Source organism: Salipiger mucosus DSM 16094 (assembly GCF_000442255.1).
Taxonomy (GTDB): Bacteria; Pseudomonadota; Alphaproteobacteria; order Rhodobacterales; family Rhodobacteraceae; genus Salipiger; species Salipiger mucosus.
Genome location: NZ_KE557280.1, coordinates 194,882 through 213,497 on the forward strand (window position 1 = coordinate 194,882; position 18,616 = coordinate 213,497).

The 18,616-nt window shown below is 64.0% G+C and carries 15 protein-coding genes and 2 pseudogenes; 7 read left to right on the top strand and 10 right to left on the bottom strand.

Annotation, left to right across the window (positions count from 1 at the left end):
- Positions 1–3: 3 nt before the first annotated feature.
- Both gmk and SALMUC_RS19570 read left to right on the top strand, forming a co-directional pair.
- A complete protein-coding gene (gmk, locus tag SALMUC_RS19565; RefSeq protein WP_020041446.1) occupies positions 4–648 on the top strand; it encodes a guanylate kinase in 645 nt (214 codons plus the stop codon).
- Positions 645–1,166: a gamma carbonic anhydrase family protein gene (locus tag SALMUC_RS19570; RefSeq protein WP_020041447.1), complete on the top strand. Its 522-nt coding sequence runs from the start codon at positions 645–647 to the stop codon at positions 1,164–1,166. Before gmk ends, SALMUC_RS19570 begins: the two co-directional genes overlap by 4 nt.
- Positions 1,167–1,179: 13 nt before the next feature.
- Here SALMUC_RS19570 and SALMUC_RS19575 read toward each other — a convergent pair whose 3' ends face one another.
- Positions 1,180–1,692, bottom strand: coding sequence for a hypothetical protein (locus SALMUC_RS19575; protein ID WP_245584727.1), 513 nt, complete (start codon positions 1,690–1,692; stop codon positions 1,180–1,182).
- 300 nt (positions 1,693–1,992) lie between these two features.
- On the opposite strand from SALMUC_RS19575, the pseudogene SALMUC_RS19580 reads away from it, so the two are divergent.
- Positions 1,993–2,850, top strand: a pseudogene (locus tag SALMUC_RS19580) (heme lyase CcmF/NrfE family subunit); the annotation flags it as partial.
- On the opposite strand, the gene SALMUC_RS29115 reads toward SALMUC_RS19580, so the two are convergent.
- Both SALMUC_RS29115 and SALMUC_RS31240 read right to left on the bottom strand, forming a co-directional pair.
- Positions 2,738–3,763 carry a DNA methyltransferase gene (locus SALMUC_RS29115; RefSeq protein ID WP_156883568.1) on the bottom strand — a complete coding sequence of 342 codons (1,026 nt, stop codon included), beginning with the start codon at positions 3,761–3,763 and terminating at the stop codon, positions 2,738–2,740. The pseudogene SALMUC_RS19580 and the gene SALMUC_RS29115 sit on opposite strands and share 113 nt — an antisense overlap.
- Before the next feature lie 191 nt (positions 3,764–3,954).
- The gene (locus tag SALMUC_RS31240) at positions 3,955–4,506 is read right to left on the bottom strand and encodes a YbaK/EbsC family protein (protein ID WP_245584728.1); all 552 of its coding nucleotides are present in this window, start codon (positions 4,504–4,506) and stop codon (positions 3,955–3,957) included.
- A gap of 300 nt (positions 4,507–4,806) precedes the next feature.
- Between SALMUC_RS31240 and SALMUC_RS19590 the strand changes: the two genes are divergently transcribed.
- The 3 genes from SALMUC_RS19590 (at position 4,807) to SALMUC_RS19600 (ending at position 8,135) form a co-directional block, all read left to right on the top strand.
- On the top strand, positions 4,807–6,774 hold the full coding sequence (locus SALMUC_RS19590) for a heme lyase CcmF/NrfE family subunit (RefSeq protein WP_037372413.1): 1,968 nt from the start codon (positions 4,807–4,809) through the stop codon (positions 6,772–6,774).
- Positions 6,771–7,280 (top strand): cytochrome c-type biogenesis protein, encoded by a 510-nt coding sequence (locus tag SALMUC_RS19595; RefSeq protein WP_020041450.1) that lies wholly within the window; start codon positions 6,771–6,773, stop codon positions 7,278–7,280. Before SALMUC_RS19590 ends, SALMUC_RS19595 begins: the two co-directional genes overlap by 4 nt.
- A 78-nt stretch (positions 7,281–7,358) precedes the next feature.
- Complete coding sequence (locus SALMUC_RS19600; RefSeq protein WP_020041451.1) at positions 7,359–8,135, top strand: enoyl-CoA hydratase-related protein; 777 nt, start codon at positions 7,359–7,361, stop codon at positions 8,133–8,135.
- 65 nt (positions 8,136–8,200) lie between these two features.
- Here the strand turns inward: SALMUC_RS19600 and SALMUC_RS19605 are convergent, their stop codons facing one another.
- From SALMUC_RS19605 to gltX, 3 genes and pseudogenes are all read right to left on the bottom strand, one after another.
- Complete coding sequence (locus SALMUC_RS19605) at positions 8,201–9,805, bottom strand: hypothetical protein (protein ID WP_020041452.1); 1,605 nt, start codon at positions 9,803–9,805, stop codon at positions 8,201–8,203.
- A gap of 285 nt (positions 9,806–10,090) precedes the next feature.
- Positions 10,091–11,386 carry a citrate synthase gene (gltA, locus tag SALMUC_RS19610; protein WP_020041453.1) on the bottom strand — a complete coding sequence of 432 codons (1,296 nt, stop codon included), beginning with the start codon at positions 11,384–11,386 and terminating at the stop codon, positions 10,091–10,093.
- An 82-nt stretch (positions 11,387–11,468) separates the two neighbouring features.
- Positions 11,469–12,874: pseudogene (gene gltX, locus SALMUC_RS19615) on the bottom strand (glutamate--tRNA ligase).
- Between the two features lie 78 nt (positions 12,875–12,952).
- Between gltX and SALMUC_RS19620 the strand changes: the two are divergent.
- Positions 12,953–15,001, top strand: coding sequence for a ComEC/Rec2 family competence protein (locus SALMUC_RS19620; protein WP_020041455.1), 2,049 nt, complete (start codon positions 12,953–12,955; stop codon positions 14,999–15,001).
- Here the strand turns inward: SALMUC_RS19620 and lexA are convergent.
- The 4 genes from lexA to SALMUC_RS19640 form a co-directional block, all read right to left on the bottom strand.
- Positions 14,995–15,690, bottom strand: a complete 696-nt coding sequence (lexA, locus tag SALMUC_RS19625) for a transcriptional repressor LexA (protein ID WP_020041456.1) — start codon at positions 15,688–15,690, stop codon at positions 14,995–14,997. The two genes, SALMUC_RS19620 and lexA, sit on opposite strands and share 7 nt — an antisense overlap.
- 180 nt (positions 15,691–15,870) lie before the next feature.
- Positions 15,871–17,619, bottom strand: a complete 1,749-nt coding sequence (locus SALMUC_RS19630) for a DNA methyltransferase (protein ID WP_020041457.1) — start codon at positions 17,617–17,619, stop codon at positions 15,871–15,873.
- A 191-nt stretch (positions 17,620–17,810) separates the two neighbouring features.
- Entirely contained in the window at positions 17,811–18,248 is a 438-nt protein-coding gene (locus SALMUC_RS19635; RefSeq protein WP_020041458.1) for a YbaK/EbsC family protein, read from the bottom strand.
- A 69-nt stretch (positions 18,249–18,317) separates the two neighbouring features.
- On the bottom strand, positions 18,318–18,616 hold a 299-nt coding region (locus tag SALMUC_RS19640), incomplete at its 5' end, for a transposase (protein WP_342663045.1).

Below are 18,616 nucleotides of genomic sequence, written 5' to 3' on the forward strand. Positions count from 1 at the left end.
GACATGACAGACCGCCGCGGCCTCCTGATCATCCTGTCCTCGCCGTCTGGCGCGGGGAAATCGACGCTGGCCCGGCGCCTGCGCGACTGGGACCCCTCGATCGTCTTTTCGGTGTCGGCCACGACCCGCGCGCCGCGGCAGGGCGAGGTCGACGGGCAGGATTACCATTTCATGACCGATGCCGAGTTCAAGAAGGCGGTCAGCACCGGCGGCATGCTGGAGCACGCGCATGTCTTCGGGAACTTCTACGGCTCGCCCAAGGGCCCGGTGCGTGACGCGATCATCGCGGGGCAGGACGTTCTGTTCGATATCGACTGGCAGGGCGCGCAGCAGATCACCAATTCCGAGCTGGGCCTGCACACGCTGTCGATCTTCCTGCTGCCGCCCTCGATCGCCGAACTCAAGCGCCGGCTCGAGAGCCGCGCGCAGGACGGCGCCGAGGTCATCGCCAAGCGGATGCAGAAGAGCTGGGACGAGATCTCGCATTGGGGCAGCTACGATTTCGTGCTCGTGAACGAGGATCTCGACGACACCGAGGCCCGGCTCAAGAGCATCGTCACCGCCGCCCGTCTGCGGCGCACGCAACAGCCCGGGCTGCTGGACCATGTCCGCAGTCTTCAGTCCGAATTCGAGGAGGGAGAGGAATGACGATCTACGCTTTGGACGGCATCGCGCCGGAAATCGCCGAGAGCGCCTGGGTGGCGCCGGATGCGAACGTGATCGGGAAAATCGTGCTCGAGGCCGACAGCTCGGTCTGGTTCGGCTGCACGCTGCGCGGCGACAACGAGGAGATCCGCCTGGGCGCTGGCTCCAACCTGCAGGAGAACGTGGTCTGCCACACCGACATGGGCTACCCGCTGGTGGTGGGACCGGGCTGCACCGTGGGCCACAAGGTCATGCTGCATGGCTGCACCATCGGTGAGAACAGCCTGATCGGAATGGGAGCCACCGTGCTCAACGGCGCGAAGATCGGGCGCAACTGCCTGATCGGAGCCGGAGCGCTGGTGACCGAGGGCAAGGAGATCCCCGACGGCAGCCTCGTCATGGGGATGCCCGGAAAGGTCGTCCGCCAGCTTGATGAAGACGCGATCCAAGGACTGCGCCAGTCCGCCCTGCATTATCAGGAACGCGCCCGGCGCTTTGGCGCCGGGCTGTCGCAGGTCTGAGCCGCGCGGCGGCTCAGGCGAGTTCGAGGTCGCGTCCGACCCGGCGGCGCACCTCGGGCGCGAGCCGCTTGGTCAGCAGCTGCGTCGGGATGCGGCGCAGCGATGGCCGGCGGTTCGGCGAACGATTGCGCTCGCGAAGGAAGTCGAGGATCTGCTCGGCGTGGGCACGGTTGCGCGCAACCAGCGGGTGTCCGGAGACTTCCCACTGCCAATAGGCGGCCTCGGGCCAGCGGATCGTCGCCTTGCGCGAGGTCGCGCAGGTCTCGCACTCCACGATGCCGCGGTGGTTCAGGTGGTAACCCGGACCATCCTCGTCGGAGGAGTAATGAAACAGGGGGCGCTCGCTTTCGGGCTGCTTCCATGTAAACTGGTCGGGGTAGAGTTCCTCAACCATAACACGGCCCCAGCGGTGCATATTCTCGGGCAAAGCTGTCGTGCGGGACGTACTGACAAAACGGAACGGCTCGTGGAAATGCGCACAACCACCGCAGCACGGGCAACGTACATCGATGGGATCGGTCTGCATCTCGCTCACTCCTAGGTTGTAGGTGCCCCCACCTACACATCTAATAGGCAACATCCTTAACGATTAAGCAACCACTTTTCACGCAAATAGCAACTTGCAGTTGTCGGAGGCGATATTTTGCTCACCCTGAGGCATAATTGGGGCCGACAATGTCGAACTTTTGCCATGATGCCGGGACTTTTGGGCCGCGTTCGCCACGAAGTCGGTGCCGGGCGCGCCTGAAGCCGGTTGCGACAATGTGAAACGGGCGTTTTGACCATTTTCATTGGCCGTCGGGACGTGATCGCCTACAAGTTGGGCATGGTTACCGAACTCGGACATTTCGCCCTTATTCTTGCCGCCATGGTCGCATGCGTGCAGGCAGTGATTCCCATGGTTGGCGCCTACAGGCGATGGCCCGGCTGGATGGCAGTGGCCGAACCGGCCGCGACGGCGCAATTCGGCCTTGTCGCGCTGGCCTTCGCCGCGCTGACCCATGCCTTCGTCACCTCGGACTTCTCGTTGCAGGTCGTCGTCGCCAACTCGCACTCTGCCAAGCCGATGCTCTACAAGATCAGCGGCGTCTGGGGGAACCACGAAGGCTCTATGCTGCTCTGGGTCCTGATCCTGGCCCTGTTCGGCGCGCTGGCCGCCTGGTTCGGCGGCAACCTGCCTCCGACGCTGCGCGCCCGGGTGCTGGCGGTGCAGGCGCTGGTTGGCGTGGCCTTCTTCGCCTTCATCCTCTTCACCTCGAACCCCTTTGCCCGCGTGGCAGTGCCGCCTTTCGACGGGCAGGACCTGAACCCTCTGCTGCAGGACCCGGGGCTCGCGTTCCATCCTCCGTTCCTCTACCTCGGCTACGTCGGGCTCAGTCTGTGCTTCAGCTTTGCAGTGGCAGCGCTGCTGGAGGGACGGGTCGATGCTGCATGGGGCCGCTGGGTCCGTCCCTGGACGCTGCTTTCCTGGCTGTTCCTGACCATCGGCATCGCGCTGGGGTCCTGGTGGGCCTACTACGAACTCGGCTGGGGCGGATTCTGGTTCTGGGACCCGGTCGAGAACGCCTCCTTCATGCCCTGGCTGCTGGCGGCGGCGCTGCTGCACAGCGCCATCGTCGTGGAAAAGCGCGAGTCGCTAAAGAGCTGGACCATCCTGCTGGCGATCCTCGCCTTCGGCTTTTCGCTNGGGTTGGATACCCCATCCGTTCACGTGCTGTTTGGTTCAGGCGATCAATGTCAGTCCAAACGTCTCCGACGGTGACCTTTCTGGACTCCGGGTCAAATGGCACATTGTCCTTCCTCCTAGGGAAACCGCCGTTGGACGGAAAATGGATCAGCCCCTCATCGGCCCACTGGTCCATCACTTCATGCGAATTCCCCCAATGCCGTCCCATCGCGGTCACATCGAAGCCACGCCACGGTTTGCCGCTGTCGCCCTCAGCGGTAACTCCAGCGCCAGTGAGTTCGTACGTCTGGTACTTCTTGCCGTCTTGGCCCGTAATGAGAGTATGCGGCAGCTTGGCCTTGTTAGCCTTTACTCGTGGAATTTCATGTCTGGATTTGGGACCGGAATAATGAAAGATCGTGTCGTGGAGGTGTGGCCAGTTCTTCGGCGTTCCGCGCGCGTTGGTTCGCTTCCAGACAATTTCGGCGCGGTACCACGAAATCCCGAAGACGCCGTCCAAAATTATCTTCAGGTAGTGACTGGCGGTTGGATCGCAGTGCAGATAAAGGCTACCGGTGGGTTTGAGAACCCTGCGAAGCTCAACCAATCTGGCCGTCATCATCGTTAGATACGCGAGCATGTCGTTGGTGCCGAGTATCAATCGAAGCGACGACATCACGTCCGCGGCTCGTCCTTGCGTGGCCAAGATGTCATCAAACGCTTCTTCGGCTGCGTCGCCCCACGACCAAGTATCGTCGAATGTCGTGATTTGTGAATCCGCCCAACGGCTCTTGTCGGGACTCTTGAATAGTAGGTTGTAGCTTGCGTTGGAGTTGAACGGCGGATCCAAGTATACGAGATCGATGCTTTCATCAGGGATATACTCCCGAAGTATGTGCAGGTTGTCACCGAAATAGAATGCGTTCTTCATGCTCAACTCCACAAACCACCGCGGGTGAAGGAGAGCATGAAATGCGTTGATGGTGGTGGGTTTTCATTCGGTGGAACGGTAACCTGTGGATAAATCGCATCACCATTTCGAAATTTCCCGCCACTAATACCAAATATCGTAGCGTCTCGGCCGTCAGCCACAACTGGACATGGCTTTGGGCGATGCGCAACCTATGAAGATGCGGCCCAGTACCCCGTGAAATCACCCGCCACGGCCCCGGCCAGCCTTCGCAGCGCCTCGGGATCGATCGAGAACACCAGCGCAGGCGCGCCAGCACATGCCCAGACTTTGTCGAACTCGAGCAAACGCGGATCCATCCAGGCGCGGATCGGGTGCGCATGACCGGTGGGGGGGACGCTATCCGGCTCGAAGCCTGTCTGCGTTCGGATGAACGCCAGGTCGGCCGGGTAGGCGGCCTCGGGCCAGCGGATCGTCGCCTTGCGCGAGGTCGCGCAGGTCTCGCACTCCACGATGCCGCGGTGGTTCAGGTGGTAACCCGGACCATCCTCGTCGGAGGAGTAATGAAACAGGGGGCGCTCGCTTTCGGGCTGCTTCCATGTAAACTGGTCGGGGTAGAGTTCCTCAACCATAACACGGCCCCAGCGGTGCATATTCTCGGGCAAAGCTGTCGTGCGGGACGTACTGACAAAACGGAACGGCTCGTGGAAATGCGCACAACCACCGCAGCACGGGCAACGTACATCGATGGGATCGGTCTGCATCTCGCTCACTCCTAGGTTGTAGGTGCCCCCACCTACACATCTAATAGGCAACATCCTTAACGATTAAGCAACCACTTTTCACGCAAATAGCAACTTGCAGTTGTCGGAGGCGATATTTTGCTCACCCTGAGGCATAATTGGGGCCGACAATGTCGAACTTTTGCCATGATGCCGGGACTTTTGGGCCGCGTTCGCCACGAAGTCGGTGCCGGGCGCGCCTGAAGCCGGTTGCGACAATGTGAAACGGGCGTTTTGACCATTTTCATTGGCCGTCGGGACGTGATCGCCTACAAGTTGGGCATGGTTACCGAACTCGGACATTTCGCCCTTATTCTTGCCGCCATGGTCGCATGCGTGCAGGCAGTGATTCCCATGGTTGGCGCCTACAGGCGATGGCCCGGCTGGATGGCAGTGGCCGAACCGGCCGCGACGGCGCAATTCGGCCTTGTCGCGCTGGCCTTCGCCGCGCTGACCCATGCCTTCGTCACCTCGGACTTCTCGTTGCAGGTCGTCGTCGCCAACTCGCACTCTGCCAAGCCGATGCTCTACAAGATCAGCGGCGTCTGGGGGAACCACGAAGGCTCTATGCTGCTCTGGGTCCTGATCCTGGCCCTGTTCGGCGCGCTGGCCGCCTGGTTCGGCGGCAACCTGCCTCCGACGCTGCGCGCCCGGGTGCTGGCGGTGCAGGCGCTGGTTGGCGTGGCCTTCTTCGCCTTCATCCTCTTCACCTCGAACCCCTTTGCCCGCGTGGCAGTGCCGCCTTTCGACGGGCAGGACCTGAACCCTCTGCTGCAGGACCCGGGGCTCGCGTTCCATCCTCCGTTCCTCTACCTCGGCTACGTCGGGCTCAGTCTGTGCTTCAGCTTTGCAGTGGCAGCGCTGCTGGAGGGACGGGTCGATGCTGCATGGGGCCGCTGGGTCCGTCCCTGGACGCTGCTTTCCTGGCTGTTCCTGACCATCGGCATCGCGCTGGGGTCCTGGTGGGCCTACTACGAACTCGGCTGGGGCGGATTCTGGTTCTGGGACCCGGTCGAGAACGCCTCCTTCATGCCCTGGCTGCTGGCGGCGGCGCTGCTGCACAGCGCCATCGTCGTGGAAAAGCGCGAGTCGCTAAAGAGCTGGACCATCCTGCTGGCGATCCTCGCCTTCGGCTTTTCGCTGATCGGCACCTTCATCGTGCGCTCGGGCGTGCTGACCTCGGTCCACGCCTTCGCCACGGACCCCGAGCGCGGCGTCTTCATCCTGGCCATCCTGGTCTTCTTCACTGGCGGCGCGCTTACTCTTTTTGCCGCGCGGGCCGGCGCCATGCAGGCCAAGGGGGTCTTCGGGATCGTCAGCCGCGAGTCCGCGCTGGTGGCCAACAACATCCTGCTGGCCGTCTCCTGCTTCGTGGTCTTCACGGGCACGCTCTGGCCGCTCGTGGCCGAGATGCTCTTCGACCGCAAGCTGAGCGTGGGCGCACCTTTCTTCAACATGGCCTTCACGCCCTTCATGATGGCGCTCGGGGCGATCCTGCCCATCGGCGCCATGCTGAGCTGGAAGCGCGGGAAAATCGGCCGGGCGCTGCGTCAGCTCGTGCCGGCCTTCGTGCTGGCCGTTGCGGTGGCCGGGCTCGTCTGGGCGATGCAGACCGGGCGCTCGATGATGGGCCCGATCGGCATCTTCCTCGGAACCTGGCTGGTCGCGGGCGCGCTGACGGACCTCGCGGGCCGGATGGGCAAGTCTCGCGATCCACGGCGCCTGCTGCGCCTGCCGCGCGCGGACTGGGGCAAGACCGTGGCCCACGCCGGACTGGGCGTCACCATGCTGGGGATCTCCGGCATGCTGGCCTGGCAGCAGGAGGACATCCGCGTCGCCGAACTGGGCGAACCCTTCACCGTCGGCGCCTTCGAGGTCGTGCTGCAGGATGTCCAGCGCGTGCAGGGACCGAACTACGTCTCGGACATGGGCGAGGTTTCGCTGCGCCGTGACGGGGCCGAGGTCGCGCATCTCTACCCGGAAAAGCGCAACTATCCGGTGGCACGGATGCCCACCACCGAGGCCGCCATCGACAACGGCTTCCTGCGCGACGTCTACATCGTGCTCGGTGACCGTCAGGCCGCGGGCGGCTGGACCACGCGGGTCTACATCAAGCCGCTGGCGAACTGGATCTGGGGTGGTGCGATCCTCATGGCGATCGGCGGCGGGCTGAGCCTGTCGGACAGACGCTTCCGTGTCGCCGCAGGCGCGCGCCGGCAGACCCCCGCCAAGGGAGTTCCGGCGGAATGACAGACGCTGCTTGGAAGTCGAACGCCGCCAGCGTGCTCCGCGCGGCGGTTCTGTTGCTGGCGCTCGCATTCGGCGTGCTCGGGACAGCCGGGCAGGTCCGCGCCGTACAGCCGGACGAAATACTCGACGACCCTGCGCTCGAGTCCCGCGCGCGAGAGATTTCGGCCGGGCTGCGCTGCCTCGTGTGCCAGAACGAGAGCATCGACGAGTCCAACGCCTCGCTCGCCCGCGACCTTCGGCTGCTCGTCCGCGAGCGGCTGATGGAGGGCGACAGCAACGAGGAGGTGGTCGACTACATCGTCGAGCGCTACGGCGAATTCGTCCTGCTCAAGCCCACCACCGGTGGCTGGAACTGGTTGCTCTGGGCCGCCGGGCCGATCCTCTTCGCGCTGGCGCTGATCCTCGCGGGGCTCTACATCCGCGGCCGTTCGCGCGCAGCAGCGCCTGCCGAGGAAGGTCTGACCGAAGCCGAGCGCCGACGGCTGAGCGAGATTCTCGACGAGTGACGCCGCGTCCGGCTTGGCCCGGCGCGGCGCCTGCGGTTTTCATGCAGCCGTGACAGCTGCAGGGAGAGGGGGGAGCGCATGCACTACGAGACCATCGATTACGACTGCAGCGAGGGGATCGCCACGGTGACCCTGTCGCGGCCCGATGTGATGAACGCGCTCAGCACGCAGATGCGAGCCGAAATCACTCATGCCGTTCAGCAGGGCGGACGCGACGCACGCGTCGTGGTGCTGACCGGGGCAGGGCGCGCTTTCTGCTCGGGGCAGGACCTGGGCGATCGCGAAACGGTGGCCAACATCGACCTCGAGCGGGTGCTGCGCGACGAATACGTGCCGATGCTGAACGCCATCGTGGATTGCCCGCGCCCGACAATCGCGGCAGTCAACGGCGCCGCAGCGGGCGCCGGCGCGAACCTGGCGCTCTGCTGCGACGTGGTCATCGCCACCGAGAGCGCATTCTTCTCGCAGGCCTTCAGCCGCATCGGTCTGATCCCGGACGCCGGAGGCACCTGGGCGCTACCGCGCCAGATGGGCCTCGCCAAGGCGATGGGCGCGGCGCTTTTCGCGGATCGCATCAGCGCCAAGCAGGCCGACCAATGGGGCATGATCTGGGAAGCGGTGCCGGACGCCGACTTCGAGACGCGCTGGAAGGCGCGCGCCGCTCACCTCGCCACCGGCCCGAGCGAGGCATACCAGCGCATCAAGCAGGCCATGCGTGGCGCCTTCGAGCAGGATCTCGAAAGCCAACTCGCGCTCGAGGCGCAACTCCAGGGCCAGTGCGGACAGACCCGCGACTTCAAGGAAGGCGTCGTCGCCTTCATGGAAAAGCGCCCCCCGAAGTTCGAGGGGCGCTGAGGGCGGTCTGATCCCCGCCCGGCGCTTGCACCGGCCGGGATTAATTCATGCCGGTGCGGCGAGGCTCAGGCCCAGACCTCTTCCAGTTCCGGCGTCTCGGGCTCGACCTCGGCTGCCTCGTCGCTCTCGATTTCCTCGGTCAGCAGGGAGTCGAAGAAGATATCGTATTGCGAGCCCTCTGAGGTCACCTCCTCGGCCGGCTCGCCCAGGACGGTCACCGCGAGGTTGTCGATGTAGATATCCTCGGACGACGACGAGATGTCCGAGACGAAGCGGAACTGCACGGAGTCGCTTGCGGTGTCGAGGATGCCACCGGAGTAGGAAAGCGAATTGCCACTGTCGCCGAACTGCTGTCCGGTCTCCGAACCCACCAGCGCGGTGCCTTCGTCGTTGACGCGGAACTCGTCCAGGGTGGCCCATTCGCCGTCGTCCACCTGCACCTCGATGCGGAAACTGTCGGCGCCCCAGCCCTCACGCTCGAAGTCGCGGGCATCGTCGGTGCGGGCGTCGAAGGAGAACTTCACCGCGCCATCCGTCTCGACCTCTTCGAAGGTGACGCGGCCATCGTCGTCGCCGTCCGTGTGCAGCGCGTCGTCGCGGATGTCCCAATGGGTCCAGCCCTCGACCGCATCGCTCTGCGCGGCCCACCAGACGTGGTCGAAGTCCTCGGCCTGCACGACCTCGTCCGCGGTCTGCGTGGCCTCGGTCTCTTCGGTCGCGAGGATCGTGACGTTGTCGATGTAGATGTCCTCGCAGGAGGAGGAGATGTCAGAGACGAAGCGGAACTCGGCGCTTTCGCTGGCACCGTCCAGCGCCCCGCCGGAATAGCTCAGCGTGGTGGCGTGGGCGCCGAAGGTCTGGCCGGTTTCCGAGCCCACGAAGACGCCCGCGTGCTCGTCCACGACGAAGGTGTCGAGCGTCTGCCACTCGCCGTCGTCGAGCCGAACCTGCAGCGAGAGCTTGTCGGCCGCGTGGCCATCGGCCTCGAACTGGCGGGGATCGTCGGCGTTGATCTCGAAGGAGATCGCGACCGGCCCGTCGGTCTCGACCGGGGCGAATTGCAGCACGCCGTCGCTGTCGCCATCTGTGTGCAGGTGTCCGTAGCGGATATCCCACCGACCGTCGTGCGCGATGCTGTCGAGGTCATCGGGATCCCAGACGCAGTTGAAGGTCTCGTCAACCGCGACCACGGTTTCGGCCGCGGTGCGACCCGTCTCGCCGGCCTGCAGAACCTGGCCCGTGCCGTCGTCCGAATTCACGACGGCCGTGAAGGACGAAAGATCGAGGTCCGCGATCGTCAGAGGCGCGCCGCTGTCGATCCAGAAGGTGAAATCCCCCGAGTCGACGTCCCCCGCGGTCGAGGACGGCACCTGGCCAAGCTCGACGCGCACGTCAAAGCTGTCGTTCAGCGTGGCGCCGTTGGACAGCGTGTTCAGGCTCCCTGGCAGCGCGTCGAAGCCGGTCACCAGCTCGTCATTGACGAAAGGGTAGATCGTCAGTTCGGCGGCCTGGCTGCCGTCGATGAGGTTAAAGAAGATGCCGTCGATGTCGGTCACATCGGGATCCTGGGACAGGACGCTGATGGCAAGGTTGCCGGCGTCCTCGACAATGCGGATCTGGACCTTTGGATCGACGCCGAGCGTGATCTCGCGGCTGCCGGAGGTGGACATGGCTCTGGGCTCCGAAATGGGAAAAGCAACAAGGTATGTCCGATGCTTTGCCAGTATTTTGCCGCAAAGCTGACCCAATTCGTGGCAACAGAGTGTTTCTTGCGAATTTCCAACCCGGTTGGCTCCTGATCCCCCGGACCAGTCGAAATCGTTTCAGAATGGGAAACACGGCCCGTAAGCGGCGCTACGCCTTCCGGTAGAATCGCGGCACACCGAATCCCGGAACGAAAAAGACCCCGCCGCTCGGGCGGGGTCCTGTTCCAACCGGGTCCGGAGGTGTCCGGATCAGCGGTTTTCGATATCCTTGTAGTCGCGCAGCGTGTTGCCGAGGTACAGCTGGCGCGGACGACCGATCTTGTGCTGCGGGTCGGCCAGCTGCTCTTTCCACTGCGACACCCAGCCGACGGTCCGCGACAGCGCGAAGATCGGCGTGAACATCGAGGTCGGGAAGCCCATCGCCTCGAGGATGATGCCCGAGTAGAAGTCGACGTTCGGGAAGAGCTTCTTGCTGACGAAGTAGTCGTCCGCAAGCGCTTGCTGCTCGAGCTCTTTCGCGGTGGCGAGGATCGGGTTGTTCTCGACGCCCAGCAGGTCCAGCACCTCGTCGGCCGACTGCTTCATCACCGTCGCGCGCGGGTCGAAGTTCTTGTAGACCCGGTGGCCGAAGCCCATCAGGCGGAACGGATCGTTCTTGTCCTTGGCCCGCTCGAGGTATTCGGGAATCTGGTCCGGCGTGCCGATCTCCTTGAGCATCTCCAGGCAGGCCTGGTTGGCGCCGCCGTGCGCGGGGCCCCAGAGGCAGGCGATGCCGGCCGCGATGCAGGCGAAGGGGTTCGCGCCAGAGGAGGAAGCCAGACGCACCGTCGAGGTCGAGGCGTTCTGTTCGTGGTCCGCGTGCAGCGTGAAGATCCGGTCCATGGCGCGCGCCAGGATCGGGTTCACGTCGTATTTCTCGGCCGGTACCGAGAAGCACATGTGCAGGAAGTTCTCGGCGTAGGTCAGATCGTTGCGCGGATAGACGAATGGCTGACCGATCGAATACTTGTAGGCCATGGCCGCGATCGTCGGCATCTTGGCGATGAGCCGGTGCGAGGCAACCTCGCGCTGGTAGGGGTCCGAGATGTCGGTCGAGTCGTGGTAGAAGGCCGACATCGCGCCCACGACGCCAACCATGGTCGCCATCGGGTGCGCGTCACGACGGAACCCACGGAAGAAGTTGTGCATCTGCTCGTGGATCATCGTGTGACGGGTGATCGTGTTCTCGAAGTTCTCGAGCTCGGCCGCCGTCGGAAGTTCGCCGTAGAGCAGCAGGTAGCAGACTTCGAGGTAGTGCGACTTCTCGGCCAGCTGACCGATCGGGTAGCCGCGGTGCAGCAGCTCGCCCTTGTTGCCGTCGATGAAGGTGATCGTGCTGTCGCAGCTCGCGGTCGAGGTGAAGCCCGGATCGTAGGTGAAGACGCCGGCCTGGGCATAGAGCTTGCGGATGTCGATGACGTCGGGCCCGGCCGTGGGCGAGTGGATCGGCAGTTCGACGCTGTTGTCGCCGATGGTCAGTGTCGCGGTCTTCGAAGTGTCAGCCATGCTTTTCTTATCCCTTCGTTAAAGGCCCGGCGCTCCCCATAGCGCGCCGGGGCGGTCAATGTCACATGGCCCAGCGGAATGGTCAGTCCATTCCAGAGGCCGCTGCATGTTCGATACGGGCAATCGAATCTTCCCGGCCGAGCACCAGCATCATGTCGAACACGCTCGGAGTCACGGCCCGGCCCGAAAGCGCGGCGCGCAGGGGGCCGGCGAGCTTGCCGAACTTGGTCCCTTGCTCTTCCGCGAAGCGGGCCATTACCTCTTCGAGGTCTTCGCGCGACCAGCTAGCATTTTGCAGGTGCGGCGTCAACGAGGCCAGTATACCACGGGATACAGGGTCCAGCGCCTTGGCGGCCTTCGCGTCCGGCTCGATCGGCGCCTCGGCCAGAACAAAGTGTCCTTTTTCAAGGAGTTCCGGGATGGTCTTGGCGCGCTCCTTGAGACAGAACATGGCCCGTGCCAGACCATCCCGCTGCTCTTCGGTCAGCGGCGGCTCACCAGTTACGTCGCGGAATGCCTCGATCTCTTGCAGCAGTGCAGCATCCTCGGCGGCAGCGATGTGCTGGCCGCTGAGATTGTCGAGTTTCTTGAAGTCGAAACGCGCCGGAGACTTGCCGATTCCGTCGAGGTCGAACCACGCCTTCGCCTGCGCGTCGGTGAAGAACTCGTCGTCGCCGTGGCTCCAACCCAGGCGCGCCAGGTAGTTGCGCATGCCGGCCGCCGGGTAGCCCATCTTCTGGTACTCGTCGACGCCGAGCGCACCGTGGCGCTTGGACAGCTTCTTGCCGTCGGGGCCGTGGATCAGCGGAATGTGGGCATAGACGGGCAGGGGCCAGCCCATGGCGCGGTAGATGCCCATCTGGCGCGCGGCGTTGTTGAGGTGGTCGTCGCCGCGGATGACGTGGGTCACGCCCATGTCGTGGTCGTCGACCACCACGGCCAGCATGTAGACCGGCGTGCCATCCGAGCGCAGCAGGATCATGTCGTCGAGCTGGTCGTTGCCTATGGTCACGCGGCCCTGGACCTGGTCCTCGATCACCGTCTCGCCCTCGAGCGGGGTCTTGAGGCGCACCACGTAGGGCGCATCGGGATGAGTCGCGGGATCGGCGTCGCGCCAAGGGCTCACGAAGAGCGTCGAGCGGCCCTCCTCCTTGGCCTTCTCGCGGAAGGCCGCGATTTCCTCCTGCGAGGAGAAGCACTTGTAGGCCGCGCCGCTCTCGAGCAGCTCGAGCGCGACTTCCGCGTGACGGTCGGCGCGGGCGGCCTGGCTCACCACCTCGCCGTCGTGATCGAGCCCAAGCCAGTCGAGCCCGGTGAGGATCGCCTGCGTCGCCTCGGGGTCGAACGGGCGCGGTCGGTGTCCTCGATCCGCAGCAGGAACTTCCCGCCGCGGCCGCGCGCGTAGAGCCAATTGAACAGTGCCGTGCGTGCCCCGCCGATGTGCAGGAAGCCGGTGGGCGAGGGCGCGAAACGGGTGACGACGGACATGCGGTGTTAACCTCCGGGTAACCATGCGGGAGCTAGTCTTCGCGGGTTCCATAACCACCGGACCGGGCGGGGGCAAGGATGCGGGCTGCGCTGAACTGGGTCGGCGCGGCACTGGTCGCGCAGCGGGGGCACCTGTTCCCCTGGGTGCCGGTCTTCCTGGGCTGCGGCATCGGGCTCTACTTCGCCTTGCCGGACGAGCCGCCGGTCTGGCTGCTGGGCCTTTGCACCGGGCTCGCACTGGTGTTGATGGCAGCGCAGAGATGGGCTTCCTACATGGCTGCGCCGCTGTTGATCGCCGCGGCGCTGCTCATAGGTGGGTTCGCGCTTGCCGGCGGACGCGCACATTGGGTGGCAGGGCCGCAGCTCGATTTCCGCTACTACGGCCCGGTCCAGGGCCGCGTGATCGACATCGACCGCTCCGCCTCGGACGCGCTGCGGCTGACGCTCGACCGCGTGGTGCTGCGGCGCATGGCCCCGGCCGAAACACCGCGCCGCGTGCGCGTTTCGCTGCACGGGCGGCAGGGCTTCCTCGACCCGGCGCCGGGACAGGTGGTGATCCTCACCGGACACCTCTCGCCCCCAGGCGGCGCAGTCGAGCCGGGCGGCTTCGACTTCCGCCGCCACGCCTGGTTTCTTCAACTCGGCGCCGTCGGCTATACACGGACACCGGTCCTCCTGCTGGAGCCGGCAGGCGGCGGGCAATGGGTGACGCGGGCACGCATGGCGCTCTCCGTGCATGTCCGCTCCCGGCTGCCCGGCGAGACTGGCGCCTTCGCCGCCGCCATCATGACCGGCGATCGCTCGGGCATGGCCCAAGAGACGATCGAGGCGCTGCGCCACACGAACCTCGCGCATCTGTTGGCCATCTCCGGGTTGCACATGGGACTGGTCGCGGGCTTCGTCTTCGGGGCCGTGCGGCTGCTGCTGCTCCTGCCGCCGCACACGCGCCATCACTGGCCGGGCAAGAAAATCGCCGCCGCGGTCGCGCTTCTGGCAGCGGCAGGATATCTTGCGCTGTCCGGCGGCAGCATCGCGACGGAGCGCGCTTTCGTCATGGTGGCCGTGATGCTCACGGCGGTGATCCTCGACCGCCGCGCGCTGTCGCTTCGCGCCGTGGCCCTAGCGGCGATCATCGTGCTTACTCTGCGCCCCGAAGCGCTGCTGGGTCCGGGCTTCCAGATGTCCTTTGCCGCGACCCTGGGCCTTGTCACCGTCTTCGGCCGCCTGCGCGACTGGGGCATCGAGCGCGGGCTGCCCGGCTGGGCGCGGCCCATTCTTGCAGTGGTGGTCTCTTCGGTGACCGCCTCGCTCGCAACCGCGCCGATCGCGATGGCGCATTTCAACATCGTCTCGCACTACGGGTTGCTGGCAAATCTCGTCAGTGTCCCGGTCATGGGGACGATCGCCGTCCCGGCGGCCGTGGTCGCCGCGTTGCTGTTGCCGCTGGGGCTCGACTGGGTCCCGCTGCACGTCATGGAGCTGGGATTGCGCTGGATCCTGGGCGTCGCCCATCGCCTCTCGGACTGGGAGGGCGCCGTCGGCCATGTCGTCGCTCCGCCGGGCTGGGTGCTGCCGATGCTGGCGGGCGGCGGGCTGCTCCTGTGCCTCTGGCAGGGGCGCGGTCGCTGGGCCGGGATCGGGCCACTCGTGCTGGCACTGATCGCCTGGACCGGGACCGGACGGCCCGACCTGCTGATCGCAGACACAGGCACGCTCGTGGGGATCATGACGCCGGAGGGTCGCGCGCTGTCACGGCCGCGCGGCGCGGGTTTCCACGCCGAGATATGGCTGGAGAACGACGGGCAGGGCGGCGGTCAGGAGGCGGCCGCCGCCCTCTGGCCCGAGGCTACAGAGGCGCGAACCGCGAGGGCCAAGCTGGGCCCCCTGCGCGTCGTCCATCTTCAGGGCAAACGCGCGATGCGCAGATTCGAAGGCTGTACCACGCCCGCCATCGTGGTCTCGAGCGTCGACATGACCGCGCAGCCGGGCTGCGACATCTACGATCCTGCGCGCCTCCGCCATACCGGGGCCGTGGCTCTCTGGCTCGAGGACGACGCGCCGCGCATCATCACGGCCGCCGGCCACTCGCAGCGCCTGTGGCACGGGACTGCGGCGCGCGGTCAGTAGGTGCGGATCAGCCCCACGAGCTTGCCCTGCACCTTGACCGCGCCCATCGGCAGCACGCGCGGCTCGTAGGCCGGATTGGCCGCTTCTAGCACAATCGTGTTTCCCTGCCGACGGAACCGCTTGAGGGTCGCCTCGTAGCCTTCGACCTGGGCGACGACGATCTCGCCATTCTCGGCGCTGGACGCCTCGCGGATGATGACGACATCACCATCGTTGATCCCGGCGTCGATCATCGAGTCGCCCTTGACCTCGAGCGCGTAATGCGGTGCGCCGCTCGACACCATGGCGCCCGGGACACCGATGTTCGGCGGCACGTCCGAGATCGACTCGATGGGCACACCTGCGGCGATCCGGCCCAGTATCGGAAGCTCGGCCACATGCGCGCCCTCGACGGGCGCCGCGGTCGACGGACGGCTGTCGGGCCGGTCGCCGTCAATCACCCTGGCGCTGAAACCGGACGTGGCGCCGCCAAGGCTCTCGGGCAATTTCACAATCTCGATCGCCCGGGCGCGGTGGGCCAGACGCCGAATGAAACCCCGCTCCTCGAGTGCGGTGATGAGCCGGTGGATCCCGGACTTGGACCGCAGATCGAGCGCCTCCTTCATCTCGTCGAAACTGGGCGGCACGCCATCACGCGCCATGCGCCGGTTTATGAAATCCAGAAGATCGAGCTGTTTCTTGGTCAGCATATCACCGTTCCCGCTGTTCTGGTGTTTGTTCTATTCATGTTCCCGTTTTGTGTCAACATGTTGTGCGCCGGAACGGGATGGGTCACGCGGGAAACGACGGCCACTGTTGTAGCGTGACAGCGAACTTTGCAGTGATTTACAGCGAAGATTACAGCAATGCCGTTCTTCGGACTATGCCATTTACCCCACCGCTCGACGCTGCCTGAAGGACGGCATGACGGGCACGGCGTCCGACACTTGTTCGATCTCGCGTGTGCTCCGCCCGCCCTGAATTGGAAGCATGAAAGCTGGCTGCGTCAGATCTTGAGGCTTCTTGAACGCCGCATTGGTCGCCTTCTTTCTGCCGATGGCAGCAGCTGTGACCGTGTCTAGCATGGCGGGGACGTTGATCTTAACGCCTTCGAACATCTCTTTAACGGTGATGATCTGAACGGCAGGAATTGGACCGAACAACGTGTCCACCTTACCAAAGTCACGCGCAATATCGCGCATTCCTCTTGTTGGTTCGTGCGCACAAACAAGGACACCGACCGCTTTGTCGTCTCGTGTGAGGCGGCGCTGGGTATCAAGCGTACCGCCGAGATCTCGGACCATGCCAGGGTTGAGGCTCCGACCTCCCTTGACAGATACAATGCCCCGGCTTCGATCATCGCCTGCCGTGAGGTAGTAGAACGTCCCATCGATCCCACCATCGCCACGGAATTTTCCTGAATGCATGGCTCCCAATGCGGTGACGGCCCATTCCTCAAACTTGAAAGGATCATTTTCTGCAAGCCAAAGTGCTCCGTCGATGCTCTTTGGAATGCCGAAAACGTCGTAGCGAATGTTGGGGAAGTAGTGCTTCAGGCGATCTTGAATGACGTGCATGGCTTGCACGGCGACGTCAATACCGATCCATTTCCGGCCTAGTGCCTGAGCCGAATGTAGGGTGGTTCCGCAGCCGCAGAATGGATCCAGCACAATGTTGCCTTCGTTTGAAGACGCTTCAATTATGCGGTTCAGCAGAGCCGTGGGCTTTTGGGTTGGATACCCCATCCGTTCACGTGCTGTTTGGTTCAGGCGATCAATGTCAGTCCAAACGTCTCCGACGGTGACCTTTCTGGACTCCGGGTCAAATGGCACATTGTCCTTCCTCCTAGGGAAACCGCCGTTGGACGGAAAATGGATCAGCCCCTCATCGGCCCACTGGTCCATCACTTCATGCGAATTCCCCCAATGCCGTCCCATCGCGGTCACATCGAAGCCACGCCACGGTTTGCCGCTGTCGCCCTCAGCGGTAACTCCAGCGCCAGTGAGTTCGTACGTCTGGTACTTCTTGCCGTCTTGGCCCGTAATGAGAGTATGCGGCAGCTTGGCCTTGTTAGCCTTTACTCGTGGAATTTCATGTCTGGATTTGGGACCGGAATAATGAAAGATCGTGTCGTGGAGGTGTGGCCAGTTCTTCGGCGTTCCGCGCGCGTTGGTTCGCTTCCAGACAATTTCGGCGCGGTACCACGAAATCCCGAAGACGCCGTCCAAAATTATCTTCAGGTAGTGACTGGCGGTTGGATCGCAGTGCAGATAAAGGCTACCGGTGGGTTTGAGAACCCTGCGAAGCTCAACCAATCTGGCCGTCATCATCGTTAGATACGCGAGCATGTCGTTGGTGCCGAGTATCAATCGAAGCGACGACATCACGTCCGCGGCTCGTCCTTGCGTGGCCAAGATGTCATCAAACGCTTCTTCGGCTGCGTCGCCCCACGACCAAGTATCGTCGAATGTCGTGATTTGTGAATCCGCCCAACGGCTCTTGTCGGGACTCTTGAATAGTAGGTTGTAGCTTGCGTTGGAGTTGAACGGCGGATCCAAGTATACGAGATCGATGCTTTCATCAGGGATATACTCCCGAAGTATGTGCAGGTTGTCACCGAAATAGAATGCGTTCTTCATGCTCAACTCCACAAACCACCGCGGGTGAAGGAGAGCATGAAATGCGTTGATGGTGGTGGGTTTTCATTCGGTGGAACGGTAACCTGTGGATAAATCGCATCACCATTTCGAAATTTCCCGCCACTAATACCAAATATCGTAGCGTCTCGGCCGTCAGCCACAACTGGACATGGCTTTGGGCGATGCGCAACCTATGAAGATGCGGCCCAGTACCCCGTGAAATCACCCGCCACGGCCCCGGCCAGCCTTCGCAGCGCCTCGGGATCGATCGAGAACACCAGCGCAGGCGCGCCAGCACATGCCCAGACTTTGTCGAACTCGAGCAAACGCGGATCCATCCAGGCGCGGATCGGGTGCGCATGACCGGTGGGGGGGACGCTATCCGGCTCGAAGCCTGTCTGCGTTCGGATGAACGCCAGGTCGGCCGGGTAGGCGGCCTCGTAAGCTAGGCCGGACGCCTGGGCGCCGTTCACGCGTCTGTTGCCTGCGACCAGGAAGAGCATAGCCGCGGCACTTGAAGCCCCGCGATAAACCTCCGAGCGCACAACCTGATCGGCCTCGCAGGTCAGCTGGTCAGCAATGGATTGGTCACAGCAAGCATTCACGACTTTGAAAACCGCGTCGCGCACACCGGCGGTCTCAAGGGCATTGTTGCAGAAAGGCGGCTTGAGGCGTGACTTCCCCTTTCCCCTTTAGTTTCAGGCCACGCGGACGATCTCGGCGGTGCCGAGGGCATTAAAGCGATTGATAAGGGCGACCCGGATGTGGATTTCGGCGGTTTGCCGATCAGGATCCCGTGCGGCGATGCGCTCGCCGAAGGCCTTCAGGCATCGCATCCTGGCCTCCACGCGGCTGCGGGCGTGGTATCCCGTCCACCGTTTCCAGAACGCCCGACCGTAGTGACGTGTGGCGCGCAGGGTTTCGTTGCGGGCCCGGGCGGCTGGGCAATCATCCTTCCACGGTCGGCCATTCTTGCGGATCGGGATGATCGCCGTGC

Excerpts from the sequence above, each read along its gene's own strand:
- SALMUC_RS19630 (WP_020041457.1), bottom strand. The coding sequence starts at position 17,619 with ATGAAGAACGCATTCTATTTCGGTGACAACCTGCACATACTTCGGGAG.
- gltA (WP_020041453.1), bottom strand. The coding sequence starts at position 11,386 with ATGGCTGACACTTCGAAGACCGCGACACTGACCATCGGCGACAACAGC.
- SALMUC_RS19620 (WP_020041455.1), top strand. The coding sequence starts at position 12,953 with ATGCGGGCTGCGCTGAACTGGGTCGGCGCGGCACTGGTCGCGCAGCGG.
- SALMUC_RS19590 (WP_037372413.1), top strand. The coding sequence starts at position 4,807 with ATGGTTACCGAACTCGGACATTTCGCCCTTATTCTTGCCGCCATGGTC.
- SALMUC_RS19595 (WP_020041450.1), top strand. The coding sequence starts at position 6,771 with ATGACAGACGCTGCTTGGAAGTCGAACGCCGCCAGCGTGCTCCGCGCG.
- SALMUC_RS31240 (WP_245584728.1), bottom strand. The coding sequence starts at position 4,506 with ATGCAGACCGATCCCATCGATGTACGTTGCCCGTGCTGCGGTGGTTGT.
- SALMUC_RS19600 (WP_020041451.1), top strand. The coding sequence starts at position 7,359 with ATGCACTACGAGACCATCGATTACGACTGCAGCGAGGGGATCGCCACG.
- lexA (WP_020041456.1), bottom strand. The coding sequence starts at position 15,690 with ATGCTGACCAAGAAACAGCTCGATCTTCTGGATTTCATAAACCGGCGC.
- SALMUC_RS19575 (WP_245584727.1), bottom strand. The coding sequence starts at position 1,692 with ATGCAGACCGATCCCATCGATGTACGTTGCCCGTGCTGCGGTGGTTGT.
- SALMUC_RS19605 (WP_020041452.1), bottom strand. The coding sequence starts at position 9,805 with ATGTCCACCTCCGGCAGCCGCGAGATCACGCTCGGCGTCGATCCAAAG.
- gmk (WP_020041446.1), top strand. The coding sequence starts at position 4 with ATGACAGACCGCCGCGGCCTCCTGATCATCCTGTCCTCGCCGTCTGGC.
- SALMUC_RS19570 (WP_020041447.1), top strand. The coding sequence starts at position 645 with ATGACGATCTACGCTTTGGACGGCATCGCGCCGGAAATCGCCGAGAGC.